The sequence below is a fragment of the Halovalidus salilacus genome (genome assembly GCF_031852275.1).
GTDB lineage: Archaea > Halobacteriota > Halobacteria > Halobacteriales > Natrialbaceae > Halovalidus > Halovalidus salilacus.
On sequence record NZ_CP134700.1, the window covers coordinates 652,339 to 678,511 of the forward strand.

The following is a 26,173-nucleotide window of genomic DNA, read 5'->3' on the forward strand; positions in this document are numbered from 1 at the left end:
TACGCCCGTCTTCCCGCACGCCGCCAGCCCCTTTCATTCCCACCCGCGGTGGCCATCCGGGCAGCCGACATGGGTGGGGCTTTCGTAGTGTTGGTCCCAATAACGTATACGAGTACCTCGAGCGGGACACGAAACAGCTAACAGGATCGCGGAAACTACTCCCACGTAGCCATGAACAAGTTCCCGGCGGATCCGGTCGCCGCGCTCGCTCGAGCGCGCGCGTCGGCCGGCCGCCTTCGGGACGCCGTGTTCGTAGGGGCCCCGTAGCCCCGCTTCTTCGCACACCGTTTCGACGGATGTATTGTATCCGGACGGTATTCACCGAGCAACGACCAGTGGCACAGGTACCGATACGCGATACCCAACGATGCACCCAAACGACCGATCACGCGGACCGACGGCGAAGCACGGACGACGCCCACGGCGGGCGGTGAGAGCATGAGCATGGACGCGCCCGAGTCCGAATCCGACCGCGAGGACGACGCGGCGGCCGGATCGGCGGACCCGTCCCTCGAGGGGAGCTACGATCCCCGGGAGGTCGAACCGCGCTGGCAGCGGCGCTGGGTCGACGAGGGGACCTACGCCTACGAGGGCGAGCCCGAACGGGACCCGAACACGGTGTACGCGATCGACACGCCGCCGCCGACGGTGTCGGGGAGCCTCCACATGGGCCACCTCTACGGCTCGACGCTACAGGACTTCGCCGCCCGGTTCCAGCGGATGGCGGACGGCGACGTCCTCTTCCCCTTCGGCTACGACGACAACGGGATCGCCTCCGAGCGCCTGACCGAGCAGGAACTCGACATCCGCCACCAGGACTACGAGCGACGGGAGTTCCAGCGGCTCTGCCGCGAGGTCTGTGAGGAGTACGAGGCGGAGTTCACGGAGAAGATGCAGGGCCTCGGCTGTTCGATCGACTGGGGCCACACGTACAAGACGATCGAGCCCCGCGTCCAGCGGATCTCCCAGCTCTCGTTCGTCGACCTCTACGAGCAGGGTCGCGAGTACCGCAAGAAGGCGCCCGCGATCTGGTGTCCCGAGTGCGAGACGGCCATCTCGCAGGTCGAGACCGAGGACGACGAGCGCCACTCGCACTTCAACGACATCGCGTTCGAAGTCGTCGGTGAAAACGCCCCGCGCGAGGAGTTCGTCATCTCGACGACCCGCCCCGAACTGATCCCGGCCTGCGTCTCGGTGTTCGTCCACCCCGAGGACGAGGAGAACCAGGACCTGGTCGGCGAGACCGCCCGCGTCCCGATCTTCGGCCACGAAGTGCCGATCATCGCCGACGACCGCGTCGACATGGAGAAGGGCAGCGGCATCGTCATGTGCTGTACCTTCGGCGATCAGAAGGACATCGAGTGGTACCAGGCCCACGACCTGCCCCTGCGCGTGGCCATCGACGAGTCCGCGACGATGACCGACCTCGCCGACGAGTACGAGGGCCTCTCGACCGAGGAGGCCCGCGAGGCCATCGTCGAGGACTTAGACGAGGCGGGGTACCTCCGGGACCGCCGCGAGATCGTCCACGCCGTCGGCGTCCACGAGCGCTGTGACACCCCCGTCGAGTTCCGCGTCTCCAAGCAGTGGTACGTCGAAATTCTGGATCACAAGGAGGAGTACCTCGAGGCCGGCCGCGAGATGGACTGGTACCCCGAGAAGATGTTCACCCGCTACCGCCACTGGATCGAGGGGCTCGAGTGGGACTGGCTCATCTCCCGCCAGCGCGACTCGGGGATCCCGTTCCCGGTCTGGTACTGCGCCGACTGCGACCGGGAGATCCTGGCCGAGAAGGAGGACCTGCCCGTGGATCCGCTCTCGGACGACCCGCCGGTCGACGCCTGTCCCGACTGCGGGAGCGACGAGTTCGTCCCCGAGGAGGACGTCTTCGACACGTGGGCGACCTCCTCCCTGACCCCCCTCATCAACGCCGGTTGGGACTGGGACGAGGACCCGGGCGAGTTTACGATGGAGAACCCGGAACTCTACCCGTTCGACCTCCGCCCGCAGGGCCACGACATCATTTCGTTCTGGCTGTTCCACACCATCGTCAAGTGTTACGAGCACACCGGCGAGGTGCCGTTCGACGCCGTCCTCATCAACGGCCACGTCCTCGACGAGAACCGCGAGAAGATGTCGAAATCGAAGGGGAACGTCGTCGAACCCAGCGAGGTGCTCGCCGAGTACCCCGTCGACGCCGTCCGCTTCTGGGCCGCCAGCGCCGCCGTCGGCGACGACTTCCCCTTCTCCGAGAAGGACATCGTCGCGGGCGAGAAGCTCCTCCGGAAGCTCTGGAACGCCTCGAAGCTGGTCGACGCGCTCGCACCGCGCGACCCCGAGGAGCCCGACGACCTCGAGGCGATCGACCGCTGGTTGCTCGCCGAACTCGACGACGCGGTCGCCGACGTGGCCGCGCACTTCGAGGCCTACGAGTTCGCGAAGGGCCGGGACCGTCTCCGGACGTTCTTCTGGAACACCTTCTGCGACGACTACCTCGAGATCGCCAAGACCCGCGAGGAAGAGCCCTCGACGCAGTACGCGCTGCGGACGGCCCACCGGACGTTCCTCGAACTGTGGGCGCCGTACCTGCCCCACGCGACCGAGGAGATCTGGCAGGCGGTCTACGCGAACGGAAGTAGCGAGGCGTTCGAGAGCGTCCACACCCGCGACTTCCCCGACCCCCGAGGCTACGAGGCGGACCTCGAGGCCGGCGAGACGGCGATGGAGGTCATCTCCGCGCTCCGCCGGTACAAGAGCGAGAACCAGCTCCCGCTGAACGCCGAACTCGAGTCGGTGAAGGTGTTCGGCCCCGTCGCCGGCTTCGAGGAGGCGATCCGCGACGTGATGCACGTCCGGGACCTGGAGGTGCTCGAGGAACCTCCGGAGATCTCGACCGAGGTGGCCTCGATCGACCTCGACTACGCGACGCTCGGTCCCGAGTACGGGCCGAAGGTCGGCGAGATCGACGCCGCGATCGACGCCGGCGAGTTCGAGATCGTCGAGGACAGCGCGGAGCCACGCTCCGCGGATAGCTCGAGCGGCGACGAGCCGCGAGAGGGGCGCGTGCTCCGCGTGGCGGGCGAGGAACTCGAGGCGGACCTTTTCGAGGTGGAACTCGAGCGAACCTACTCCGGCGAGGGCCAGATGCTCGAGACGGAGTCCGCGGTCGTCGTCCTCGAGTAACTCGCGCCGGACCTTCGGTCGTCCTCGAATAGGTCGCGCTGAACCACCAGTCGTCCTCGAGTAGTCCGGCCGACCACCGGTCATCCTCGAGCGGTCGACTCGATCACCGGTCGTCGCCGCTCGGGTCCGCCGTTTCGATCACCGACTCCGTTCCACTATCGCCGAGTTGTCTCACCGAACGGCATCGACAGAACTCGACGACTCGATTTCGATCCGACCGTTCGTCCACCATGACACTCTCGAGTAGATGTTCGTTCAGAATTCGGAACGATTAACACCGATTTACTGGCTATTTCAGCCGAATCCGGTTCGAGTAACGAAGAATTTATCTTGGGCGTTCGCCAACCGAGGTTCGTGCTCTGCTGAAGTCGTGTAACGGAGACCCGCAGTGTAGACGTCGCGTAAGCCGAGTACGAGCACCGTCAACAACCCCGACCTCAAGGGTCGGGGCTTGTCAGTGAACTCCCGCTCTACCGCTAGACAGCGGAGGCGTTGAAATCGCCGTTCGCGTTCACCGTTCCTGACTTTAGGGCTAGTTGACTGGTAGCCCGTCCAGCACCAGACTTGAGCCAGTTCTGGACAAGACGCCACGCCACGTTCCGCGCAGCGTTGTAATCCGCATGCAACTCCTTCTCGCACTTTAGACACTCGAACTCGTCGCCATCGCGGTTATCCTCGTGAGTAAACCCACACTCGCCGTGACTACACCGCTGTGACGTGTACTGCGGCGCAACGGTAGCCACTTCGATGTCGTGTTCCTCAGCCTTGTACTCGACCTGTCGCTGAATTTCCCTGAACGCCCACTGCTGGAACTTCGAGGCGTTCGAGATGCGCGTCCAAATGTGGGTCAACCGCTCGAACGCGATATGCGTACAGTCGTTCTCAATGGCCTCTCGAACGATGTCGTTCGACACGTCATGTAGGCGGTGGCGACTCCACTCGGCGAACCTGTCACCAATTGACTGGATGGTGAGATGCGCCGAACGAGTGCCGGTCTGTTGCAGGTTTCCACGACGGCGTTCGTACTCGTCGCGCTTGTGGTTGAGTTCGTCCGCGTTTCCGAGGAACGCTCCAGTGCTGGTGACGGCGAGGTAGCCGTCCACGTTGAGGTCAACGCCGAGAACCACTCCGTTCTCGGGCTGCTTGTCGGCAGAAACAGGTTTGACTTCTTTCTCAACGGCAACGTGTAGGTAGTATTCGCCGTCTCGCTTGTGGAGCGTGGCCTCTTTTTTCTCCCATTCATCCCCGTTCCAGTACTCCTCGAACGGCGTCCCTCTGTCGTCGTGTGGCAGGACGTATTCGGCGGTCACACGGTCGCCAGTGGTGGCGAGTGTCACGTGGTCGTCGTTGTACGTGATGGTACGCCCGTTGTACACGACGACGCTTCCTCGGAACTCTGGCTTGCTCGTGTTCTTGCCGTCTTCGAGCAAGTCGTGGCAGTTCGAGAGGGCGTCGGCGGCGAGGTTTCTCGCTGATTGGACGAGACTGGATTGGAGACCGGTTTGCTTGCGGACTTCGGTGTACGTGGCTTCGTGGAGTTTGTTTTTGGCTTTGACGAGGTGGTCTGAGTCGTCGCTCCACCCGTAGTCTGCGACGTGTTGGGCGGCTTGGCGGAACTCCTCGAACGCCTCGTCAACATCCGAGTGCCGCGACTCGGGGATGTTGAGTTTGACTTGGATGTTCCTGACCACCTCTGCCATACTTCATTATATGGCAAGATACTATTTAATAGTTGGTGGTTGACCGCGTGGGGGAATTGGTCGTTCTGTGAGGCGTGGTTGTATTCCCAAGTGTCGGCTTCCTCCCCGAGGTCAAGCCTCGGGGTATCCGCCTTGACCGCTGATGAAAACAGATACCTCGGACGTGGAATTCGCCGGCGCGGACGCCGGTCTGGGCGTGAACAGGATCTTCGAACTCTTACTCGAACCCGACAGGCGGTACGCGCTGTATCACCTGTCGAGGAAAGTCGGCGCGGTATCGCTCGAGGAGATCGCGGAACAGATCGCACTCAGAACCGGGGAACCGACGCGCGAACGGATCGCCGCCGTTACGACCGGGTTACACCACAACCACGTCCCGAAGCTGGTCGGGGCGGGCGTCGTCCGGTACGACCGGACGACCGACACCGTCGAACGCCTGCCCGCGGCGACGGCGCTCGACCCGTACCTCGAGTTGGCCGTCGTCGACGATGCGCAGGCCGTAGCGTAAGGGGGTTCGTCCCGTTCGCCGCGGTCGATTCGGACGAGCCGTCGGTGCGAACGGACGCGAACGCTCTTCGGACGATTTTCGCAGCGATCGGGTCGCGGGCGCGTGTTCTTTCGCGATCGGAGTCACGGAGCCGATTCGTCGCGACGGCGAACGCCGGCGTCCGCCCGTCGGCGGTCGCGTTCGCACTTCGCGACGCGGATCGCGAGCGCGAGGAACGCCGCCAGGAGCGTGAACGTCACCTCGCCGGCCGCGACGACGCCGAGGGCGTCGGCCTCGAGGAACATCGGCGTCTCGCGGGCGACGGGGATGATCGTGTGGTGGGGATCGCCCGCGACGGGGATGAAGTAGTCGACGACGAGGTTGCTCCAGTACCAGGCGAGCGCGACGCCCACGGACCGGACGGGGAAGTCGGTGATCCGGTAGAGGACGAACGCCTGAACGACCATCGCGAGGTGGCTCCAGAAGAGGAACTGGTACATGAGGGGATGGAGCCCCGAGTACGCGTCGTGGAAGACGAGCAGGGTGTAGGGCGTCCAGAGCCCGAGGATCACGTTCCCGAAGAAGGCCAGCGCGGTGAGCCAGGGCTGTTCGCGCCCGAGCTTCCAGGCGGCGATGGCGAGCGCGATGAACAGCGTCGCCATCGGGCTGTCCGGAACCCACGGCCACATCACGGCCGGCGTTTCCGCGAACTGGCCCGAGTAGTACCAGAAGCCGAAGGCCGTGCCCGCGAGATTGATCGCGACGACGAGCCACGCGAAGCGGAGGCCGAGGTCCTCGAGCGCCCGCGGAACGGGGGCGAGGTGTTTCGGGACCGGCGGTCGTTCGGGCGGCCGACTCGTCGCGCTCGTCGCGGTCATCGTTCCCCGGGTGGGTCGGCAGGGCCAAAACCCTAGCGATGCTGACTCCTTTCGGGCGCTCGAGCCTCGACGTTCGCCCGCGACCGGGTCGTGTCGGTCTCCGTGCTGTCGCGCCCTCGTCGTAGCCGCGTACGAGTCCGACCGCGAGCCCTGCTGGCTCAACCCTTTTTCGACTCCGACGCCAAACCGTGCCATGCACACCCACGTGAGCGTCGATCAGGTCCGCTGGTGGCTGGACGAACGCGCGATCCAGGACGTGACCTCTCACGCGCAGGAGGGGACGGAGTTCAACCTGCAGGTGACCCTCTCGAGGTTACCGATCCACCTCATCAAGGAGGACGTGCGGGGGCCGATCCGGGTCGTCGGACGCTGCGGGTTCGACACCGAACGGTCCCGACGGCTGATCAGCGAGGAGGAGGCCCGCAGGGAGCTGCTCAGGGAGATCGGACCGGTGCTCGCGACGACGCCCGGGTTCTACACGTTCCTCGACGAGGGAGATCGGGCCTGCGAACTCCGAGACGCCGCGACGCTCCAGCTGGAACACCGGATCTACCCGGACGGCGCGAGCCAGCAATCGTTGATGGACAGCGTGATGGCCGTCGCCACGGGGATGCGGTACGTCCAGAACCTGCTCGCCGCGACGCATCCCGAAGCGCCCCCAGAGACGAGCGGACTCGAGGGGGAAAACGGAACGAACGAGAACGAGGGGAACGGAGAGGAGGGCGCGAAGCCGAGCGCGACAGGGGAAGAGGGAACCGAAGGGGCGAAAGACGCCTGAGAGCCGCGGACCCCGCCGGTCACCGAATCCGCCCCCGTCGACGCCGGTTTCCGTCCCTGGCGGAGCGCGGGCGAGGTCGATCCGTCCGGTGGCAACCACTATCGGGTTGGGGCTGGCAGATACCGTATGGCATCGGTATCGACGACCCACCGACTCTCGACCGGCCACGAGGTGTCGCTCCCGCTCGAACTCGAGTTCGCGACGGGCGGCGTCGTCGTTCCCGCCCGACGGGGGCGGCTCGAGGCGACCCTCCCGGCCGGACTGTCGTCGGTCGCGATCGGACCCGGCGTGGGCTGCGTCTCGCTCGTCGGGATCCAGTATCGCCGGGTTGGCGGATCCACGGGTGAGGAAACCGACGGCGGAGGCGAAGGTGGCGGTGACGAACTCGAGCCTTACAACGAGTTCGCCGCGATCATCCCAGCGGTCCGAGGCGGACGCACGACCATCCCGCTCGCCCAGCTGTTCGACGCCGATCTCGGCGGATTCGTCCACTGGCTCCCCGTCACGACCGAAGCCTCGGTCGCGTTGGGGCGGGAGCTCTGGGGCTACCCCAAGGAGCGGGCGGAGATCACCGTCACCGACGGTCCCCGCGGCGTCCGAACCGTCGTCGGGAGCGACCCCGAGCCGGCGGTTCGCCTCGACGTCCCGCGGCCGCGCCTCGCGTTCGGGCTCGGTAGCCGCGGCGGGTCGACCGCGCACGGGGGGCCCGAGCGTAACTGGACACTGACGAGTTTCACGACGAAACACGGGGACCTGCACCGAACGCGGGCCGAGATCGAGGGCCGCGTCGCCGTCGGACCGGCGGTCGGCGCGACGCTCGAGGTCGGGTCGGGCGCCGGCGCGGCGATACTGCGACGACTCGGGACGTGGAACCGTCCGCTCGTCGCGTTCGCCGGCTCGAGGGTGCGAGCGCAGCTCTCGGCACCCGAGGCCGTTCCCTCGGCGGCGCCGTCGGCGAACGGGCGGTGAGCCGGGACACGACGATCCGATCGCCGCCCCGGATGCGGTCGAACCGAACGGAGCGATCCGACCGAGCGACGACAACAGACACGCGTAAGTGTGGCGCCTCCTAACCCGTGAACATGTCGGAATCCGAGACCACGGATCTCGAGGAACTGCGACGCGGAACCGACCTCGTCAAGCGCGGGTTCGCCAGGATGCAGAAGGGCGGCGTCATCATGGACGTCGTGAACCCCGAGCAGGCCCGCGTCGCCGAGGAGGCCGGCGCCGTCGCGGTGATGGCGCTCGAGGCCGTCCCCGCGGACATCAGAAAGCGCGGCGGCGTCGCCCGGATGGCCGATCCCGCGGACGTCGAGGAGATCGTGAACGCGGTGTCGATCCCGGTGATGGGCAAGGCCCGGATCGGCCACACCAAGGAGGCCGAAATTCTCGAGGCCGTCGGCGTCGACATGATCGACGAGTCCGAAGTCCTCACCCCTGCCGACGACGCCTACCACATCGACAAGCGCGACTTCACGGCCCCGTTCGTCTGCGGCGCCCGAAACCTCGGCGAGGCCCTCCGGCGAATCGACGAGGGCGCGGCGATGATCCGCACCAAGGGCGAAGCGGGCACCGGTGACGTCAACCAGGCCGTTCACCACCAGCGCACGATCAAGGGCGAGATCCGCCGACTCGAGGGGATGACCCACGAGGAGCGGGAGGCCTACGCCCGCGAGATCGAGGCGCCGGCCGACCTGGTCCACGAGACCGCCGAGATGGGGAGACTACCCGTGGTCAACTTCGCCGCCGGCGGCATCGCGACGCCCGCCGACGCGGCGCTGATGATGCACCACGACTGTGACGGCATCTTCGTCGGCAGCGGCATCTTCGGCGCCGAGAACCCGCCGACGATGGCCGAGGCGATCGTCCGCGCGGTGAACAACTGGGACGACCCCGAGACGCTCGCCGAGATCTCGAAGAACCTCGGCAAGAGCATGAAAGGCGACGCGAACGTCGACCTTCCGGAGGAAGAACGCCTCCAGGATCGGGGCGTCTGAGCCGATCCGCGGTCGAACGCCAGTTCTCGTTCTCCTTCTCAGTGGTCCTCCTCCCCTTTCAGCGGTCTCCTCCCTTTCGAAGGTCTCTCCTCCCTTTCGAAGGTCTCTCCTCACTTTCTCAGGGGTCTCTTCTCCTTTCTCAGGGGTCTCTTCTCCTTTCTCAGGGGTCTCTTCTCCCCTCTCAGGGGTCTCTCCCACTCCTGCCGCCCGTCGCGTCCCGATCAAATGGGCCGTTCGGCGCACCAACGGACTCTTTTAGCGGGCTGTTGCACGAAGGGTCATGTCGACCGATCCCGGCCCGCCGGAGTGGCTCGTCGAGCGACCCGGGCTGACGGCGCTCGCGCTCGTGAGCGGGCTGCTCGCGTTGCTCGTCCTCGCTTCGTACCTCCAGTACGTCCTGTTCGGCCTCGTCCTGGCGTACGTACTCTATCCCGTCCAGCGGCGCCTCGAGCGGTACGTCGGATCGACCGTCTCGGCGTCCGTCCTCGTGATCGGGACGGTACTCGTCGTGTTGCTTCCGCTCGTCTACGTCGTCAGGATCGCCGTTCGACAGTCGCTCGAAGTCGTCCGTTCCATCAGGAGCGGCGGGATCGACGTCGATATGGTCGAGGACGCGCTCGCGTCGAGTGGGTACAGCGTCGACGTCGTCTCCGTGTACGAGTCGAACCAGGACCGGATCGCGTCGGCCATCCAGGAGGTGACGACGGGGGCGCTCAACCTCGTCGGTAGCTTACCCCGGATGTTCATCGGGCTGACGATCACCCTGTTCGTCCTCTTCGCGCTGTTGCGGGACGGGAAGCGCTTCGTCGAGTGGGTCCTGTGGGTGTTGCCCCTCGAGGACGACGTGCTCGAGGAACTCCGCACGGGAATCGATCGCCTCATGTGGGCCTCGGTCGTCGGAAACGTCGCCGTCGCGGCGATCCAGTCGGTGATGCTCGGAGTCGGACTGATCGTCGCCGGCGTCCCCGCCGTCATCTTCCTCACCGTCGCCACGTTCGTCCTGACGCTGCTGCCGCTCGTCGGCGCGTTCGCGATCTGGATCCCGGCCGCGACCTACCTCGTCACGGTCGGCCGGCCGACCGCCGGCGCGGCGATGATCGTCTACGGGCTGATCGTCACCTTCTCGGACGTCTACCTCCGTCCCGCGCTGATCGGCCAGACCAGCGCGTTCAACTCCGCGATCGTCGTCGTCGGCATCTTCGGGGGGCTCATCGTCTTCGGCGCCGTCGGCCTGTTCGTCGGTCCCGTCGTCCTCGGCGGCGCGAAACTCGTCCTCGATTCGTTCGCTCGAGCGTGCGACGGCGAGGCGACCGCCTGATCGGGACCTCGTCTCGAGTTCGTCCCGCGCAGGCCTCCCCGTTATCTCCTCGAGCGGCGTCTACCGGCCATGAATCGCGCCGCCGAATCCGAATCCGAACTCGAGTCCGGACCCGACCTCGACCGCCTCCAGTACCGCCTCGACGCCGCCCGCGAGGCGGTACTGGAGGCGGTCGAGCGGAACGCCGCGAACGACGAACTGTCGGCGGTGGCGGCGGAACTCCGGGACGTCGTCGACGCCGCGGACGACCTCCTCGGGACGGTCGACCTCGAGCGGCTCCCGTCTGCCGTCGACGCCGGCGAGCTTCCGACGCTCGTCGACGTCGACGGGATTCCGGACGCGGTGCGCGACCGAAATCCGGACGCCGCGCTGAATCTCGGCTCGCTCCGTCGCGCCGTCTTCCTCCGAGAACTCTGGAACACGGTCGACCTCGTCGAATTTCGCAGGGCGGCAGGCCGACTCGAGGGCGAACTCGAGGACGTGTTCGGACCCGACTCGATCGCGTCGTCCAGCGACGGGTCCCAGGCCGCGGCGGACGTGAAGGCCTTCCTCGCGGAGGTGAAACCGGACGCGACGAACGCCGCGATGCAGCAACGGGTGTCGAAGGAACAACGGCGGGCTCGTGAGGGGGTCGTCCGGGCCCACGCCGAGTTCGAAACCCTGTACGCCGCTCACCAGCGAGGGCCGGGCTACGTCGGCCGGAAACCGGTCTCGAGGAACCCGACGGCGGTGTCGACGGCCCCGGCCGGTCCGCTCCCGGCGAGCGCCTCCACGAGAATTTCGACGGTGCCGACGAACGTGCGTCGGGCGAAGGTGGACGCGCTTCCGCGGATCTACGGCCGTCGCTGGCGGCGCGTCGACGGCTCGAGCTGACTGAACTCGTCCTCCGGCGAACGCGGCCCGCGCCTTTCCGTGACCGTCCGTCACGGAGGCCACGCTCGAGGCGGCGGAACGAGTCCGCGCTGGACCGCCGCCAGGAGCGCGAGGTACGTCGCGAGCGTTCCGCCGAGAGCCGAGAGCGCGGCGTCGGGCGCCGTGAGCGCCCCGCCGAGACCGAGGACGAGCGCGCCGCCGACCGTCGCGAGTTGAACGGCGGGCCGACGCCAGCACGCTTCGACCCGGTCGTGGTATCGCCCGGCGACCGCTTCGAACGCGATCAGCGCGAGGGCGCCCGCGGCGACCGCGGGGGGAACGAGCCGAGCGTCGACGGCGATCGCGAGTCCGACGTAGACCGCGAACACGGCGAGCGAGATGAGGGCGTCGAAAACGGGACGGTACGTCACGGTCGGGATCGGGCTGTGAGACGAGTCGACCTCAGTAGAGCGTCGCGCCGTCGCCGACTTCGGTCTGGTAGGCCCGGCTCTCGATCCCGGCGTCGTCGAAGGCGTCGACCATCGCCGAGGCGACCGCGCGCCGATCGGCGCGGTGACAGACCGCGAGCACGCCGGGGCCGGCGCCGCTGACGGTGACGCCCGTCGCGCCCGCCTCGAGCGCCGCCTCGTGCACCTCGGCGTAGCCGTCGATGAGTTCGGCGCGCTTCGGGGTGACGATGCCGTCGTCCATCCCCCGGCCGACGAGGTCGGGGTCGTCCCGCGTCATCCCGACGGCGAGCGTCGCGGCGTTGCCGACGGTGTGGACGACCTCCGACAGCGGCGCGCGGTCGGGGACGACGCCCCGGGCGTCGCGCGTCGAGACGGCGGTCTCCGGCAGGCAGGCGACGAGGGGGACGGAGGCGTCGACCTGGGTGACGCCGTCGTCGGTGACGATCGTGAAGCCGCCGAGCAGCGAGGGGGCGACGTTGTCCGCGTGCGCCTCCCCGGAGACCAGCGCCTCGCCCTCGGCCGCGACGGGGACGAGTTCCTCCCGCGAGAGGCCGCGATCGTAGAGGGCGTTCAGCGCGACGGCGGCGGCGGCGGCGCTCGCGGCCGACGAACCGAGGCCCGAGGCGGGGCGAACGCCCTTGTCGATCCGGATCGTCGCCGGTGCGTCGAGGGCCTCCGCGACCGCGCCGACCGTGTTCTGCTTCGGATCCTCGGGGATGTACTGGCTGCCGGCCCCGGTGATCGTGATCGTCGTCTCCGCTGCGCGTTCGACCCGAACGACGTCGGCGGGCGTCTCGAGAGCGACGCCGAAGACGTCGAAGCCACTCCCGAGATTCGCGCTGGTCGCTGGTGCCCGCACGGTGAGCATGGCGAAATCTTCCGAGAGTGCACGCAAAAAGGTAGCGGACGACACCGGCGCGCGGTCGCCGACCGGCTCAGATCGGCCGGCGCCGAGACCGGGCGCCGACGGGTGACGACCACCGTCGACGAGGGTGAACCCCCTCAGTCGTCGGACTCGTCAGTTTCGTCCGACCCCTCCTCGGAGACCGTCCCGAACGTGAAGACGTCGCTCGACTCCTCCGGTCGGTCGTCGGCGTCCTCGTCCGCTTCCGGTTCGGCGTCCGCCCCGTCGCCGCCCTCGCGTTCGTCGTCGGGCTCGAAGGAGTCGCCCTCGAGGTCGGCCGGCGGTTCGGCGATCACGGGGGTCTCGCCGTCGTCACCCGGGTCGGCCGCGACGCCGGCGTCTTCGGTACCGGCGCCGACCGCGGCGTCGGTGCTCCGGTCGTCGGCCGCCGACTCGCCCTCCGGCGCGTCCGTCTCGAACGCGAGCACGTCGTCGGTCTCGCGTTCGTCGTCGGACTCCGCTTCCGTTTCCGCGTCGGATTCGACGTCGGCGGCGGGTGGTTCGGCGTCGACGTCGAATTTGATCGCGTCGTCGGTCCCCGCTCCCGTCCGCGGCCCGCTCGGCGCGCTCTCGCCGTCGACGGCCGCGTCGTCGCCCGCGGTCGCGTCGAACTCGAGGTCGGCGGTCGCAGTGGCGTCGGTCGAGAACGACGACTCCTCGACGTCGTCGCGGTCGACGTCGGTGTCGAAGCGGTCGAGCGCCTCCGAGAGGGTCGACGCCTGTCCGGCGAGGTCCGACGCCGACCGGGAGACCTCGGTCAGCGCGGTGGTCTGCTCTTCGGCCGCGGCGGCGACGTTCTGGGCCTCGGCGGTCGTCTGGTCGGAGACCGTCGCCGCGTCGTCGATCATCGCGACGACCTCCTGGGTGGAGGCGGCCTGCTGCTGGGTCGCCGCGGAGATCTCCTGAACGCCGCTGTTGGTCTCGCGCGCGTAGCCGGCGATCTCCTCGAGCGCCTCGACGGCCTCCTGAACCTGCTCGCTCGCGTCCTCGACCTCGTCGCTGGTTCCTTCGACCTCGGTTGCGGACTGCTCGGTCCGCTTTCGGATCGACTCGAGGCGTTCTTCGGCCTCGTCGGCCGCCTCCGCGACGTCCTGGGAGAGTTCCTTGACCTCGCGGGCGACGACGGCGAACCCTTCGTCGTCCTGGCTGCTCAGCGATCGCGACGCCTCGATGTTCGCGTTCAGCGCGAGCATGTTGGTCTGCCTGGCGATGTCGGAGATGACCGCGATCAGGTCGTCGATCTGCTCGACCTCCGCCTCGAGGCGGCGAATCTCCTCGACCGCCCGCTCGGACTCGACTTCGATCTCGTCCATCGCGTCGATCGCCCGCCGGGCCGCTTCCTGTCCCTCGGCCCCCGTCTCGACGGTCTGGGCGGCGATGTCGGCGACCTGGTTCGACGAGGCGGCGATCTGCTCGGTCGTCGTCGACAGCCCGCTCATCTCGCGGTCGACCGACTGGAGCGCCTGGTTCTGCCGTTCGGCGCCGTCGGAGATCTCCTGGATCGACTCGGTCACCTGCTGGGAGGCCGAGCGCACCTCCTCGCTCGAGGCGGTGACCTCCTCGCTGGCGGTGGCGACGTCGGTCGCGAACCGGTTGAGTTCGGCGACCGTGAGTTCGATCTCGGCGAGCATCTCGTTGAACTCCTCGCCGATGTCCGCCATCGCCTCGTTCTCGCTCTCGGGGTCCATCCGGGCGGTGAGGTCGCCCTCGGCGGCGGCCTCCATCACCTGGCTGTACTCCGCGGCCTTCGTCCGGAGGTCCTCGTTGAGACGCTGGACGCGTTCGCGCTCGCGCTCGGCCTCCTCGCGGGCGGCCTCGGCCTCCTCGATCTGGGTGCGGAGGGCGACGCGCATCGAGTCGAAGCCCTCGTAGAGCCGCCCGATGTTGTCGATCCGCTTCGTCTCGAGGTCGACGTCGAGGTCGCCCTCCTCCATCCGGCCGGCCTTGCGGGTGAGGCGGTCGATGGAGACCGCGGTGTTTCGCCCGAGGACGGCCCCGACGAGGCCGATCAACAGGACGCCGCCCGCGGTCGCGTAGGTCCCGTAGTCGCTGACCGCGGCGACGAACCCGTAGGCGTCCTCGGTCGGTTCGTGCGTCACGACGACCCAGTCCGTTCCGTACACGCGAGAGGCCCCGACGAGGTTCTCCTCGTCCTCGAGTCCGTAGGTGTCCGAGAGGATGCCGATCGAGGAGCGCTCCTCCGAGACCGTCCCCTCCGTCCGGGCGCGCTCGGTGATGTCGGACTCCCCGTATTCCGCGCCGAGGGTCTCGAACGCGTCGGCGTCGTCGTCCGGCTGGTAGTTCCGGTCGTCGAGCATCACTTCGTCGTCGCCGTCGAGGACGAGCGTCGTGGCGCCGTCGTCTTCGAACCGGTCGGAGTAGTCGTCGATTTCCGCGGTGTAGACGATCGCCCGATCGTCGTCTCCGGGAGTGGTCGCCACGTAGCTGACCACGCCGACCTCCTCGTCGAGTTCCGTCTCGGCGTCGATCGCGTCGTTGATCGTGTAGACGTCAGAAATCCAGGGAACGTCCGTCGACGCCTCGTCGAAGGCCTCTTCGGGGACGCCCTCGAGTTCGCTCGTGGACGCGCCCTCGTAGCGTCCGTCGGTGCTCTCGAGCACCTCCCCCTCCTCGGTGTCGACGTACGAAAGCGAGTAGATGTCCGCGTCGAGGGTGGTCTCCCACTCGCTGAAGCGTGACCTGATCGCGTCCGAGTCGCCGCTCTCGACGACCTCGGAGCTGGTGATCACCCCGAGCGTGTCCTCGTTCTGCTGGTTCCACAACTGGAGGTTCTTGGCCTCCTGCTGTGCGGACGAACCGTGATCGTCTTGCACTTGTCGCTCGGTCTCGCCGGTGATCCCCGCCGTCGCGACGAGTCCGATCGTCCCGACCGACAGTCCGAGCACCAACAGCGCGATCCCGAACTTGACCGCGTAGCGGCGTCGGATGGCCGCCGGCACCATTCGTCGAAGGATATCCATAATACGACATCGGTGACGACGTCACTACATAAATTGTGTTCCGCAGTTATCGAAGTTGATAACCGATGTTATTTTTTCTGCTACAGTATCATTTGTGAAAATACGATCTACGATAATCGGCCCCGCAAGTGTTAAGAAAACTAGCGAGAAACGACTTGCAACATGGACGAGAGATCCCGCCGAACCGCAACTCGAACCGACACCGCCCCCGGCGGGGAGTCGGTGCGCCGTCGACACGTGCTCAAAGCGGGTGCCGGCGGCGCGCTCGGCGTCTCGCTCGCGGGCTGTCTCGACGTGTACGGATCGTTGACCGGCGGAGCGTCGGACGAGGACGTCGTGAAGATCGGGCTACTCGCGCCCGACCCGACGGAGGGGGGCGAGGTAGCCGGCTTCTCGATGAAAAACGCGGCCGAGCTCGCCGTCAGCGAGCTGAACGACCCCGACTCCGACATCGGGACGAACGAGCTGGACGAACCCGGCATCAACGGGACGGACGTCGAACTCGTCGTCGCGGACACGAACGACAGTTCGCGCGAGACCAAACGCCAGTACCACGAGCTGATCCTCGAGCACGACGTCGACGTCACGGTCGGCATCTTCTCGAGCGACGGGCTGATGAACATCGTGGACGACATCGCCGAGCAGGAGACCGTCCACCTCACGACCGGCGCGGCGACCACTCAGGCGAGTTCGCTCGTCCGCGAGGAGTACGAGTCGTACAAGTACCACTTCCGGGTGGGTCCGCGCAACGACCACGACCTGGCGGTCTGCCAGCTCGACTTCCTCGAGGACATGTACGACGTCCTCGGCTGGGAGTCGATCACCCTCCTGACCGAGGACCACAGCTGGACCCAGGAGATCCAGAACGTCTACGAAGACGGGTTCGACGACCTCGCGGTCGACGTGGTCGACCACGTCCGCTACTCGGCCTCGAAGGACGACTTCACGGACGTGTACGACGAGGCCGAGGCCGAGGGCGTCGACGCGGTCTACGTGACGATGGCCCACACCGGGGTGCCCGCCGTGCTCGACTGGGCGGGTAACTACCCGTTCGCCTTCGCCGGCATCCACGTCCCCCTGCAGTACCCGCAGATGTGGGACACGCTCGGCGGCCGGGCGGAGTACGCCGTCACGAACGCGACCGCCGCCGCCACCGCCGAACTCACCGAGTACACGATTCCGTTCGCCGACAAGTACCTCGAGGAGTACGACCACCAGCCGGTCTACTCCGGGTACATCGCCTACGACGCGATCAAGCTCTTCGCCGAGACCGCGACCGAGATCGGCACCACCGAATCGAGCGAACTCGTCGAGGGCCTCGAGGAGGCGAGGTTCAACGGGACCACCGGGACGATCGAGTTCTACGACGAGAGCCACGACTACCCCCACGACGTCGTGTACGGGGAGGACAACGTCCAGTCCTCGTTCGTCCAGTGGCAGGACGACGGGGACGGAAACGGGGTCCAGGAGGTCATCTGGCCCGAGCGCATCGAGACGGCCGAGTACCAGGAGCCCGAGTGGGACTGAGCCGTCGCCCGGACGTCATCTGGACGCCGCGTTGATTCGCCGCAGCGTATCCGGGCGGCCCCGGGCCGTCGCTTCGCCTCGTTTCGGGGGTCGTTTCTACGCTCCGTTCGAATATGTTTCTACGCTCCGTTCGAATATACTCCTCCGCGCCACACGGGCGACCGTGCGCCGCGTCGGACGTGAATCCGATCACCGTCTCCGTCCGGTTCGGAAGAATTTGTGTCTCGAGCAGCGCCGATCTCTATCAGTCGTCGACGGCCTCGGACGCGCCCGGTCGGGGGCCGGCGAGCACCCGGTCGAGGCCGAACAGGAGGCCCGTCGCGAGGGCCGTCCCGACGAGGGCGAAGCCGGCGACGACGAGGAAGAACGCGGTCGTCGAGTACCCCTCGAGCAGGAATCCCCCGATCGCGATGCTCGCCGACCCGAGGCCGAACTCGCCGAGGTAGGTGTAGCCGTAGGAGAGCCCGCGGGTGTCCGCGGGAGTGTAGACGGCCACGGCGTTCTGGTAGAACGGTTGGATGGCGAAGAGGAAGAAGCCGAAGACGGCACAGAGCGCGACGATCGCGCCGAGGTTCCCGCCCAGGGTCGTCGTGACCGGGACGAACGCGACGGCGAGGACGACGAGCGCGGCGAAGATGGTCGCGAGTCCCCGTCCGGGGTCGATCCGGTCGGTCAGCTTCCCGCCGGCGTACTGGCCGGCCATGCCGACGATCAGCAGGCCGACGTAGATGTAGTGGCTCGGCTCGATCCCCTCGAGGCCGGAGGGGAGGGGGAGCCCGTCCGTCGCGGAGAGGCCGTGGAGGATCTCGGGGAGGTACGTGAGCATCCCGCGGTAGTACAGTCCCTCGAACGTGACGAGGACGAACACGAGCAGGAACGCGCTCGCGAACAGCGCCCGCGAGTTCGAGAGGAAGTCCCGGAGGGACAGCGGCTCCGAGGCGTCGGCGGTCGCCTCACCCGCGGGGTCGTCGCCCTCGACTGCGGCCGTCGGATCGAACTCCGCGCGCAGGCCGACGGCGACCGCCGCGAGCCCCGGAAGGGCGAGCACGGCGGCCACGAGGTGCCACTCGAGGACGATCAGGAGCGTCGCGACGACGAAGGGCCCGAGCGCGATGCCGACGTTGCCGGCGATGCCGTGCCAGGCGAAGACCGTTCCGCGGTCCTCGACGCCGGTGCTGATGAGCGCGAGGCCCGCGGGGTGGTAGACGCTCGCCGCCGCCCCCCACAGGAGCAGGCCGACGGCGATTCCCGTAACCGAGGTCGCGAACGCGAGGACGACGAACGAGAGGCTCATCCCGGTCAGACACCAGAGGACGAGCCGCTTCGGACCGAACCGGTCGGCGAGCGTGCCCCCGGGGAGGGCACCGACGCCGAACAGGGCGTAGCCGATCGCGACGACGAGGCCGAGTCGGGCGACGCCCGCGTCGAACTCGGCGAGCCAGACCACGAGGAAGATCGGGATCGACGTCTCGAACCAGTGGACCAGGGCGTGGCCCGTCATGGTGAACCCGGCGATCGATCGGTCGTTGTCGTTCAGCGCCATGTCCGTCCCGTCGGGCGTCCCGCGGCCCGTTTCGTTCGGTACGCGGCGGCCCGGCTACTTAGCCGCTTGGAAAGGGGCCGGTTCGTCGGGGCTCGGGTGCCGGCGTCCGGGTCCCGACGTCCCGCTAGTACCGGTACTCGGCGAGGTCCGACGGGAGGATCACCTCGAGGTCGCCCCTCGACTCGTACTCGTGGATCGCCTCGACGGCGGCCTCGAAGTCACCGCGCAGGTCGGGGTCCTCGAGGCGGTGGAAGAACATCGAGGAGAAGCCGTTCATCTCGACCGCCCACTCGACGGCGTTCCGGGACCGCTCGGGGGAGGGGTCGCCGATGCGGGGGACGAGTTCGGCGTTCGAGAGGTGGCCGTGAGCGGGGCCGCCGCCGGCGAACCCGAGTTCGTGGTGCTCGGCGATGAGATCGACCGTCGTCCCGTCGTAGTCGCCGAAGGGGTAGGCGAAGTACTCCGTCGCCTCCTCGAACCCGCGCTCGTCGAACCACGCCTGGCCGTCGAGGATCTCGGTCTCCTGTTCCTCGCGGCTCAGTTCGCTCAGGTGCGGGTGCGAGGCAGTGTGGTTGGCGACGCACCACCCGGCGTCGTCCAGTTCCGACAGCTGGTCGACGGAGAGTTTCGTGTCGCCGGCGACCTCCCCGCGCTCGACGTACTCGGGATTGACGAACGTCACCGCCGGGTAGCCGTACTCCTCGAGGATCGGGAACGCCTCGGTGTAGTCGGTGACGTGGCAGTCGTCGAACTGGATCATCACCTTGGGCGTCTCGGGGCGGGGGACGAAGTGGAAGTCGTCGAGCCAGACCGTCGGCCGGTCGTCCTCGCCGTTGTAGAGCCAGACGTTGACCGTCGTCACCGCGGTCCGGTCGTACCCGTCGTCGACCCGTTCGACGCCGAAGTTGTACCGCGAGAGGGGGATGTCGCCGGTCATCCCACGCCGATAGTCGATCGTTCGCCCGCGCTCGTCGGCCAGTCGGATCCTGGGGACGACGAGTTCGTCGGCCTCGAACGCGAGCCCCGGAACGACGTTCGAGACGTCGACGGGTTCGTCGAACTCCTTGCTCAGGCGGGCGCGTTCCCCCTCCGTCTCGAGGCGGGCGGTCTGCTCGCCGATGGAGATCCGGTCGCGGTCCGTCTCGGCCGACAGGGTGCCGCCGACGACCTCCCAGGCGGAGAGGTCCGAGAAGTCGTCCTCGGGTCCCGGGTCGACCGTTCCCGACGCCGGCGTGACGTCGTCCGTGTCGGGGTCCGGTTCGCCCTCGCCGGACTTCGATCGATTCTCCGGGTCACCGTTCCCGCCGTCCGATCGGTTCGCGTCGTCCGTACACCCGGCGAGACAGAAGAGCGACGTCGAGGCGGCCGCGAGGTACGCGCGTCGGTTCATCAACGCTGCGATCGGTCACCGACCGGCATTGTTACCCGACGGTTACTGTCACGCTTCACGGAATAAAACGGGGACGAGAACGGAATTGGGAACGTGATCGACACTCGAACGGCGACGAGGCCGACGGATCGAACGGCGACTGCCTCGAGCGGCACCGGGACCGAGTGGTGGCTCGGACGGCCTCCCCGCTCGTCCGTTCGTCCGTTCGTCCGTTCGTCGGTCGGTTATTCGTCCGACTCGTCGTCGACGCCGACCGCCCGGGAAACGTCGACGTCCTCGGCGTCGGGTTCGTCGCGTCCGCCGACGACGAGTTCGCCGTCCGGTCCCTCGACGTAGACGTCGTCGGCGAAGCCGCCCTCGGCGTGGGGGTGTTCGGGGTCCTCGAGTCGCTCGGGGGTCGAGGGCGCCGCCGCAAGGCCCCCGGCGGGTTCGAACTCGCCGAGCGGGTCGGCGATGGTGATCCCCCACCGGGTGAAGAACTCCTCGTACCGGTCGTAGTGGGCCTCGAGTTCGTCCGCCGGGATCTCCATCATCTCGGTCCAGCCGTGGTTGTAGAAGTCGAAGTTGGCCTGGAGGTGGGTGATCTCGCGGGCCTCGGCCTCGGAGTAGCCCTCCTGAAGGGCGGCGAGGTAGGTGTCGACGGTGGCGTCGAACAGCGCGTCGAGGTGCGCCTCGCGCTCGTCGGCGCGGTCGGGGTCGGCCTTGTTCAGGAAGATCTTCGTGTGGAGGCGCACGAGGCCGGACTTGGCGACCGACCGAACGACGGGGGTCTCGAGCGCCTTCCTCGAGGCGAAGTGGCGAGCGGTCTGACGGATCTTCATACTCGAACGTGTGAACGCGACGGTAAAGAGGGATTCGCTGGGAGCAAAAGTGTATGTTCGACCAGGCCACGGTCAGCGAGATAGCAATCCACTTTAACCCCCGTTACGAACGTTCGACACATGAGTGAGTACGTGATCATCGGTGACGGAATCTCCGGCAGTTCGGCTGCCGAGACGCTCCGGGAAGAGGATCCGGAGTCGAACATCACCGTCATCACCGATGAGGGGGAGCCCCTCTACAACCGCATTCTCATCAAGGAACACGCGAAGGGCAAACTCCCCGAGGCGCCGATCTCGATTCACGACGAGGAGTGGTACGAGGAGCGCGACATCGACCTCTCGCTCGACACGCACGTGACGACGATCGACACGGACGAAAAGCTCGTCCACACCCACGAGGGCGAGGAGATCCCCTACGACAAGCTGCTGATCGCGACCGGCGGGACGCCGACCCAGCTTCCGGTGCCGAACAGCGACGCCGACGGCATCCACCACTTCTGGACGTTCCAGGACGCGCGGGCGATCCGGGACCACGCCGAGCGGGCCGAGAAGGGAGTCATCGTCGGCGCGGGGCTGCTCGGCATCGACTTCGCGGCGATCTGCGGCGCCCAGGACGTCGAGGCCAACTACCTGATGCGCGGCGACCGCTGGTGGCGCTACGCCCTCTCGGCCGACGGCGCGGAGATCATGCACGAGGGGATGCGCGGAGTCGGCGTCGAACCCGTCTTCGACAGCGGCGTCAGCGAGTTCGAGGTCGACGACGACGGGCACGTGACGGCCGCGATCGACGCCAACGGCGAGCGCTTCGAGTGCGACTTCGCCGGCGTCGCCATCGGTCTCACCTTCAACACCGAGTTCCTCCACGACACCGACGTCGAGCAGGAAAACGGCGTCGTCGTCGACGAGTACATGCAGACCAGCGTCGACGACGTCTACGCGGCCGGCGATATCACCCGGTTCTACGACGTCCTCCTCGGCCAGCAGGCCCAGAACGGCTCCTGGGGCTCGGCCAAGGAGCAGGGACGGGTCGCCGGCACCAACATGGCCGCCGACGACGAGGCCGAGGAGTTCCAGTGGGTCTCCTCGTACTCGATCACGCACTTCGACTTCCCGTTCCTCTCGTTCGGCCACCCGACGCTGGGCGACGAGCACGCCGAACGCAAGTACTCCGACACCGAGTGGCGCCGCATCGCCTTCAAGGACGGCAAAATCGTCGGCGGCGTCCTCATCGGCGACCTCTCCCCCCAGAGCAAGTTCAAACAGCTCATGCGCGAACAGCGCGTCGTCGCCGACCAGGCCGACGTCCTCCTCGAGAAGACCGTCGACCTCGACAACCTCGCGACGGCGCAGGAACCGTAACCGCACCGGTACCCGTCAGCCGAACCGAGCGCGACGAGCGACTCCAGTTTTCTCCTCGGCCGACTCGCTCACCGCCGCGCGACCTCCGCGACGCCGCGTACTCGTTCCCCCTCGCACACGGCTCGCTCACCGGCTCAGCCCCGTTCCGCCTCGAGCGAGGACGTCGCCGGCCGACGGAGTCGAGTTCTGTGAAAACGGAGGAAGCGTCGGGCGGATCAGGCGTCGAACCGCTCGGTCGCCGACGCCTCGGTGCCGTCGACGGCGACGGCCAGGAGTTCGATCTCGTAGGACTCCGACCGGCCGAAGATCTCCTCGAGTTCGTGTTCGCCGTCGGCGCTCGCACCGTCGACCGTCGTCGTCTCCGAGTCGACTGTCTCGTCGTCGGCCAGGGAGCGCATCGTCGTGGTGACCGCCTCGAGTTCGCCACCGTCGGCCGAAACCGCCCAGTCGATCCCGACGCGTGCGATCAGGAGGCCGTTCCGATCCTCGAGGTCGAAGCGGTCGACGGTCAGCGTCGGCTCCGCCGGTTCGTCACCGTCGTCCGACTCGTCGGCGTCTGATTCGTCACCGTCGTCGGACTCGTCCGTGTCGCCCGCATCGTCGCCCGACGCGATGGCCGCGACGACGTCGACCAGGCCGGCTCCCTGCTCGGTCTCCTCGAAGCCGAGGTCCTCGGCCGTCTCGAGGAGGCGCTCTCTCGCCTCCTCGCTCGAGGCGTCGGCGAGCAGGTGGGCGACCGCACCGCTGACGTGAGGTGCGGCCATCGAGGTGCCGGATTGCGTCAGGTACTCGTCGTCCGGCGCCGCGGAGAGGACGCTCGCGCCCGGAGCCGCGAGGTCGACGCCCTCGCCGCGCGAGGACCACTCGGTGACGTCGTCGTTCTCGTCGACCGCGCTCACCCCGAGCACGTCGTCGTAGGCGGCCGGGTAGGTGACCGCCCCGTCCGGCCCCGCGTTCCCCGCGGAGGCGACGACGACGACGCCGTTTTCGCGGGCGTACCGGCAGGCATCGGCCAGGAGCGAGGAGTCCTCGCCGCCGAGGCTCAGGTTGACGACGTCGTGGCCCTCGTCGGTCGCCCACTGGATCGCCGCGGCGACGTCGTCCAGCGTCCCGTAGCCGTCCGCATCGAGGACTTTCGCGGCGTACAGCTCGGCCCCCGGCGCGACCCCGATGATCCCCCGATCGGTGTCCGGCGCCGCCGCCGCTCCGGCGACGTGCGTGCCGTGCCCGTGGTCGTCGGCCCACTCGGCCCCGCACCCGTCCTGGCAGGCCCGCCAGGCGCGTCCGCCGGCGACGGCGTCTGCGAGCGTCTCGTGATCCGGATCGATGCCGGTGTCGACGATCGTGATCGCCGCCCCGTCGCCCGTTTCGTCGTCGTGGTGAGCCTCGTCGGCCCCTACCCGGTCGACCCCCCACGGGAGGACCTGCCCGTCGTACGGGCTGCCCCCGTCGTCGGCGTGGTCGTGCGCTTCGACGGTCGCGTTTCGCTCGACGTACCGCACCCCGGGACGCCGCTCGAGGGCCTCGATCGCCTCCTCGGGGAACCGCCCCGAGATCGCCCCGCCGATCTCGCCGAAGTCGAACTCGTGGGCGACGCCGTTCGCCCGCGTTCGAGCCGCGCGGGCCGCCTCCGGCCGGTCCGTCCCGACGATGAAGCGGTCCTGAGGGTCCTGTCGGGCGCTCCCGATGCCGGTTCCGAGCGCCGTTCCCGCCGTCCCGATTCCCGCGAGTTGGAGCAACCGCCGTCGCGTGATCGGCGGCGTCACAGGCGCCGCCCTCCCCGTTCGCCGCGTCCGCGGTGGTCGTCGGAGGTGAGTCGCGCGTAACCGACCCGAACGCCGGTCGTCGTGATCGCAGTTCGTATCATCGTGTCCCGGCGCGCACCACGGGGCACCCGGAAAAGATACCTGACGTGAACATGTGCACCGTTGGTTTATCTCGGAATCAGATAGGTTGACCGGCGTCGACGGCGACGATCGGGCGCCCCGACCGAACGACGGGCGACGGCGGCCGTACCAGCGAGTCGAACAGTCAGGTCGGCGGTGAATACCCCTTTTCACCACAGTCGTGGTGCGGACACACATGCCAGGGAGAGACAGCCGAACCTACGAGTTCGAGGGAACGCGGCCGTCGGTCGACGCCGACGCGAGCGTGAGTCGGGAGGCGACGTTGATCGGCGACGTCGAGGTCGGCCCGGACGCGAGCGTGTGGCCGGGGGTCATCCTCCGGGGCGACGTCGGGCCCGTCCGCGTCGGCGAGGCGAGCCACATCGGCGACAACGCCACGATCCACGCCTCGCACATCGGCGACCGGGTAATGCTCGGCCACGGGGCCGTCCTCAACGAGGCGACCGTCGAGGAGCGATCGCTGGTCGGCTTCAACGCGACGATCAACACCGGCGTCACCGTCGGCGCGGGGAGTATCGTCGCCTCGGGAACCGTCGTCCCCGAGGAGTACGACATCCCCTCGGAGTCGTTCGTCCGCGGCGTCCCCGCGCGGGTGGCCCCGCTCGAGGAGACCGGCATCGACGCGGAGGAGATCTTCGAGGAGTACTCGACCGGGGAGTACACGGACCTCGTGAACCGTCACGACGAGCTTTTCGAATAGGTACAGATCGGCCGCCCACGCCCACGAGACGGACGGAACCGGCCGAAACGGCCACAGTATTTTAGCGCGTCGACGAACGACCCCCGATGTGGAAACGGGTAGGCTCGTCGTCGTCGCCGTGTACGGACTCTCTCGGGTCCTCTCGGCCGCTCTCGGTCGCTCTCGGTCGCTCTCGCGGCCGTCGTGGGGCTGCCGATCGTCGAGCGGATCGCCGAGGCCCACGGGTGGGAGCTGACGGTCGACGAGAGCGATCGGGGCGGCGCGGCGTTTCGCTTCGACGGCGTCGACGTCACGTCCGACCGCTGACGCGCGCTCGGCCGTCCGCCGATCGCCGGACGCGTGGGTTGGCGAGCGAACGCGGTCGCAAAACGAGAGCGGATCGAAGCGGACGCGGTCAGCGGGAACGGGCTATTTCGCGGTGATACCGCCGACTCAGGCCTCGGCCTGCTGGATCCACTGCACGGCGCGGTCCTGGGAAACCTCAGCCACGGAGGCGACCCGCTGGCTGTCGGCGTCGACGAGGTCCTCGATGGAGGTGATGCCGGCGTCCTCGAGTCGTTCCGCGTACGTGGAATCAAGCCCCTCGATCAACTCGAGTTCGCTCTCGACGTCCCGCGTGTCGGTGCCCGCGTCCGCGGCCGCGCCGCCGACCGTGCCCGCGTCGCGCGACTGAGCCCGCAGCTGGCGCTGCATCCGCTCGGCCTCCTCCTCGAGGTCCTGCTGGAACTGCTCGGCCTGCTCGGCCTGTCGCTCGAGCAGCTGCTCGGCCTGCTGGGTCTGCCGTTCGAACTCCTCCTCGAGTTGCTCCTGGATCTCCTGCGTTCGCTCGAGCTGCTCGTGCAGGCTCTGGGAGAACTCGGAGACGTTCTCGGTCGTCTGGTCCTCGACCGTTCGCGTCGACTCCATCAGCCCGTCGACCTGCTCGTCGAGCGCCTCGACGTACTCCTCGGAGAGGTCGTCGAAGGAGTCGATCCCGCGGTCGAGTTCCCGCTCGAGGGTGTCGTAGAACTCCGAGTGGGTCTCTTTCAGCTGGGCGAACGTCTGGTCGATGGCCTGGGTCGGAGAGCCCTGCTGGGCTTCGGAGTGGATCTGCTGGCCGCCCGATTGGCCGGCGCTGGCGAACGCGGCCGCGGCGCCGAAGTAGCTGTGCGCCGTCGCCTGGGCGAGTTCGAGGCCCTGCCGCTGGACCGACTCCTGGGCCTTCAGGGTGTTCTTCGTGAGTTTGTCGGTGCTGCGCTGGACGGCGAGTCCCTGCTTGATCGCCTGCTGGCTCTGCTTGATCGCGGTTCGCTGGACGTCGAACAGTGCTCGCACGGGGGATTCTGATTGACTCATCAACAGATCGTAGCCGGCCTATCCGTGTAAATGCTGTCCTTGC

At 67.8% G+C, this 26,173-nt stretch carries 21 protein-coding genes; 11 read left to right on the forward strand and 10 right to left on the reverse strand.

Going from position 1 to position 26,173, the window contains the following annotated elements; translation table 11 throughout:
• The first annotated feature begins 444 nt into the window (after positions 1-444).
• Positions 445-3,183: a valine--tRNA ligase gene (locus RJT68_RS03245; protein WP_407040313.1), complete on the forward strand. Its 2,739-nt coding sequence runs from the start codon at positions 445-447 to the stop codon at positions 3,181-3,183.
• A 476-nt stretch (positions 3,184-3,659) separates the two neighbouring features.
• Here the strand turns inward: RJT68_RS03245 and RJT68_RS03250 are convergent, their stop codons facing one another.
• Positions 3,660-4,883 carry an RNA-guided endonuclease InsQ/TnpB family protein gene (locus RJT68_RS03250; RefSeq protein ID WP_407038476.1) on the reverse strand — a complete coding sequence of 408 codons (1,224 nt, stop codon included), beginning with the start codon at positions 4,881-4,883 and terminating at the stop codon, positions 3,660-3,662.
• 142 nt (positions 4,884-5,025) lie between these two features.
• On the opposite strand from RJT68_RS03250, the gene RJT68_RS03255 reads away from it, so the two are divergent.
• Positions 5,026-5,391: a DUF7344 domain-containing protein gene (locus RJT68_RS03255; protein WP_407038946.1), complete on the forward strand. Its 366-nt coding sequence runs from the start codon at positions 5,026-5,028 to the stop codon at positions 5,389-5,391.
• Positions 5,392-5,513: 122 nt separating this feature from the next.
• On the opposite strand, the gene RJT68_RS03260 is transcribed toward RJT68_RS03255, so the two are convergent.
• Entirely contained in the window at positions 5,514-6,248 is a 735-nt protein-coding gene (locus RJT68_RS03260; RefSeq protein WP_407038947.1) for a DUF1405 domain-containing protein, read from the reverse strand.
• A gap of 193 nt (positions 6,249-6,441) precedes the next feature.
• Between RJT68_RS03260 and RJT68_RS03265 the strand changes: the two genes are divergently transcribed.
• The 5 genes from RJT68_RS03265 (at position 6,442) to RJT68_RS03285 (ending at position 11,214) form a co-directional block, all read left to right on the forward strand.
• A complete protein-coding gene (locus RJT68_RS03265) occupies positions 6,442-7,026 on the forward strand; it encodes a type III secretion system chaperone family protein (RefSeq protein ID WP_407038948.1) in 585 nt (194 codons plus the stop codon).
• Between the two features lie 126 nt (positions 7,027-7,152).
• A complete protein-coding gene (locus tag RJT68_RS03270; protein ID WP_407038949.1) occupies positions 7,153-7,995 on the forward strand; it encodes an acetoacetate decarboxylase family protein in 843 nt (280 codons plus the stop codon).
• Positions 7,996-8,108: 113 nt separating this feature from the next.
• Positions 8,109-9,023 carry a pyridoxal 5'-phosphate synthase lyase subunit PdxS gene (pdxS, locus tag RJT68_RS03275; RefSeq protein ID WP_407038950.1) on the forward strand — a complete coding sequence of 305 codons (915 nt, stop codon included), beginning with the start codon at positions 8,109-8,111 and terminating at the stop codon, positions 9,021-9,023.
• A 280-nt stretch (positions 9,024-9,303) separates the two neighbouring features.
• Positions 9,304-10,341, forward strand: a complete 1,038-nt coding sequence (locus RJT68_RS03280) for an AI-2E family transporter (protein ID WP_407038951.1) — start codon at positions 9,304-9,306, stop codon at positions 10,339-10,341.
• A 69-nt stretch (positions 10,342-10,410) separates the two neighbouring features.
• Positions 10,411-11,214 carry a hypothetical protein gene (locus tag RJT68_RS03285; protein WP_407038952.1) on the forward strand — a complete coding sequence of 268 codons (804 nt, stop codon included), beginning with the start codon at positions 10,411-10,413 and terminating at the stop codon, positions 11,212-11,214.
• A gap of 50 nt (positions 11,215-11,264) precedes the next feature.
• Here the strand turns inward: RJT68_RS03285 and RJT68_RS03290 are convergent, their stop codons facing one another.
• From RJT68_RS03290 to RJT68_RS03300, 3 genes are all read right to left on the reverse strand, one after another.
• Complete coding sequence (locus RJT68_RS03290) at positions 11,265-11,624, reverse strand: hypothetical protein (protein WP_407038953.1); 360 nt, start codon at positions 11,622-11,624, stop codon at positions 11,265-11,267.
• Positions 11,625-11,655: 31 nt separating this feature from the next.
• Positions 11,656-12,531, reverse strand: a complete 876-nt coding sequence (locus RJT68_RS03295) for a homoserine kinase (protein WP_407038954.1) — start codon at positions 12,529-12,531, stop codon at positions 11,656-11,658.
• 134 nt (positions 12,532-12,665) lie between these two features.
• Positions 12,666-15,548, reverse strand: coding sequence for a methyl-accepting chemotaxis protein (locus tag RJT68_RS03300; RefSeq protein ID WP_407038955.1), 2,883 nt, complete (start codon positions 15,546-15,548; stop codon positions 12,666-12,668).
• A 162-nt stretch (positions 15,549-15,710) separates the two neighbouring features.
• Here RJT68_RS03300 and RJT68_RS03305 point away from each other — a divergent pair, with 162 nt between their 5' ends.
• Positions 15,711-17,075, forward strand: coding sequence for an ABC transporter substrate-binding protein (locus RJT68_RS03305; protein WP_407038956.1), 1,365 nt, complete (start codon positions 15,711-15,713; stop codon positions 17,073-17,075).
• A gap of 244 nt (positions 17,076-17,319) precedes the next feature.
• On the opposite strand, the gene RJT68_RS03310 is transcribed toward RJT68_RS03305, so the two are convergent.
• The 3 genes from RJT68_RS03310 to RJT68_RS03320 form a co-directional block, all read right to left on the reverse strand.
• The gene (locus RJT68_RS03310; protein ID WP_407038957.1) at positions 17,320-18,618 is read right to left on the reverse strand and encodes an MFS transporter; all 1,299 of its coding nucleotides are present in this window, start codon (positions 18,616-18,618) and stop codon (positions 17,320-17,322) included.
• Positions 18,619-18,742: 124 nt separating this feature from the next.
• A complete protein-coding gene (locus tag RJT68_RS03315) occupies positions 18,743-20,008 on the reverse strand; it encodes a polysaccharide deacetylase family protein (protein ID WP_407038958.1) in 1,266 nt (421 codons plus the stop codon).
• 224 nt (positions 20,009-20,232) lie between these two features.
• Positions 20,233-20,829, reverse strand: a complete 597-nt coding sequence (locus tag RJT68_RS03320; RefSeq protein ID WP_407038959.1) for a DUF6149 family protein — start codon at positions 20,827-20,829, stop codon at positions 20,233-20,235.
• A 120-nt stretch (positions 20,830-20,949) separates the two neighbouring features.
• Between RJT68_RS03320 and RJT68_RS03325 the strand changes: the two genes are divergently transcribed.
• Positions 20,950-22,188 carry an NAD(P)/FAD-dependent oxidoreductase gene (locus RJT68_RS03325; RefSeq protein ID WP_407038960.1) on the forward strand — a complete coding sequence of 413 codons (1,239 nt, stop codon included), beginning with the start codon at positions 20,950-20,952 and terminating at the stop codon, positions 22,186-22,188.
• A gap of 215 nt (positions 22,189-22,403) precedes the next feature.
• On the opposite strand, the gene RJT68_RS03330 is transcribed toward RJT68_RS03325, so the two are convergent.
• Positions 22,404-23,954: a S8 family peptidase gene (locus RJT68_RS03330; protein ID WP_407038961.1), complete on the reverse strand. Its 1,551-nt coding sequence runs from the start codon at positions 23,952-23,954 to the stop codon at positions 22,404-22,406.
• A 316-nt stretch (positions 23,955-24,270) separates the two neighbouring features.
• On the opposite strand from RJT68_RS03330, the gene RJT68_RS03335 reads away from it, so the two are divergent.
• Positions 24,271-24,795 carry a gamma carbonic anhydrase family protein gene (locus tag RJT68_RS03335; protein ID WP_407038962.1) on the forward strand — a complete coding sequence of 175 codons (525 nt, stop codon included), beginning with the start codon at positions 24,271-24,273 and terminating at the stop codon, positions 24,793-24,795.
• Between the two features lie 183 nt (positions 24,796-24,978).
• A complete protein-coding gene (locus RJT68_RS03340; protein ID WP_407038963.1) occupies positions 24,979-25,101 on the forward strand; it encodes a hypothetical protein in 123 nt (40 codons plus the stop codon).
• Positions 25,102-25,227: 126 nt separating this feature from the next.
• Here RJT68_RS03340 and RJT68_RS03345 read toward each other — a convergent pair whose 3' ends face one another.
• Positions 25,228-26,130, reverse strand: a complete 903-nt coding sequence (locus RJT68_RS03345) for a helix-hairpin-helix domain-containing protein (protein ID WP_407038964.1) — start codon at positions 26,128-26,130, stop codon at positions 25,228-25,230.
• Between the last annotated feature and the right edge of the window lie 43 nt (positions 26,131-26,173).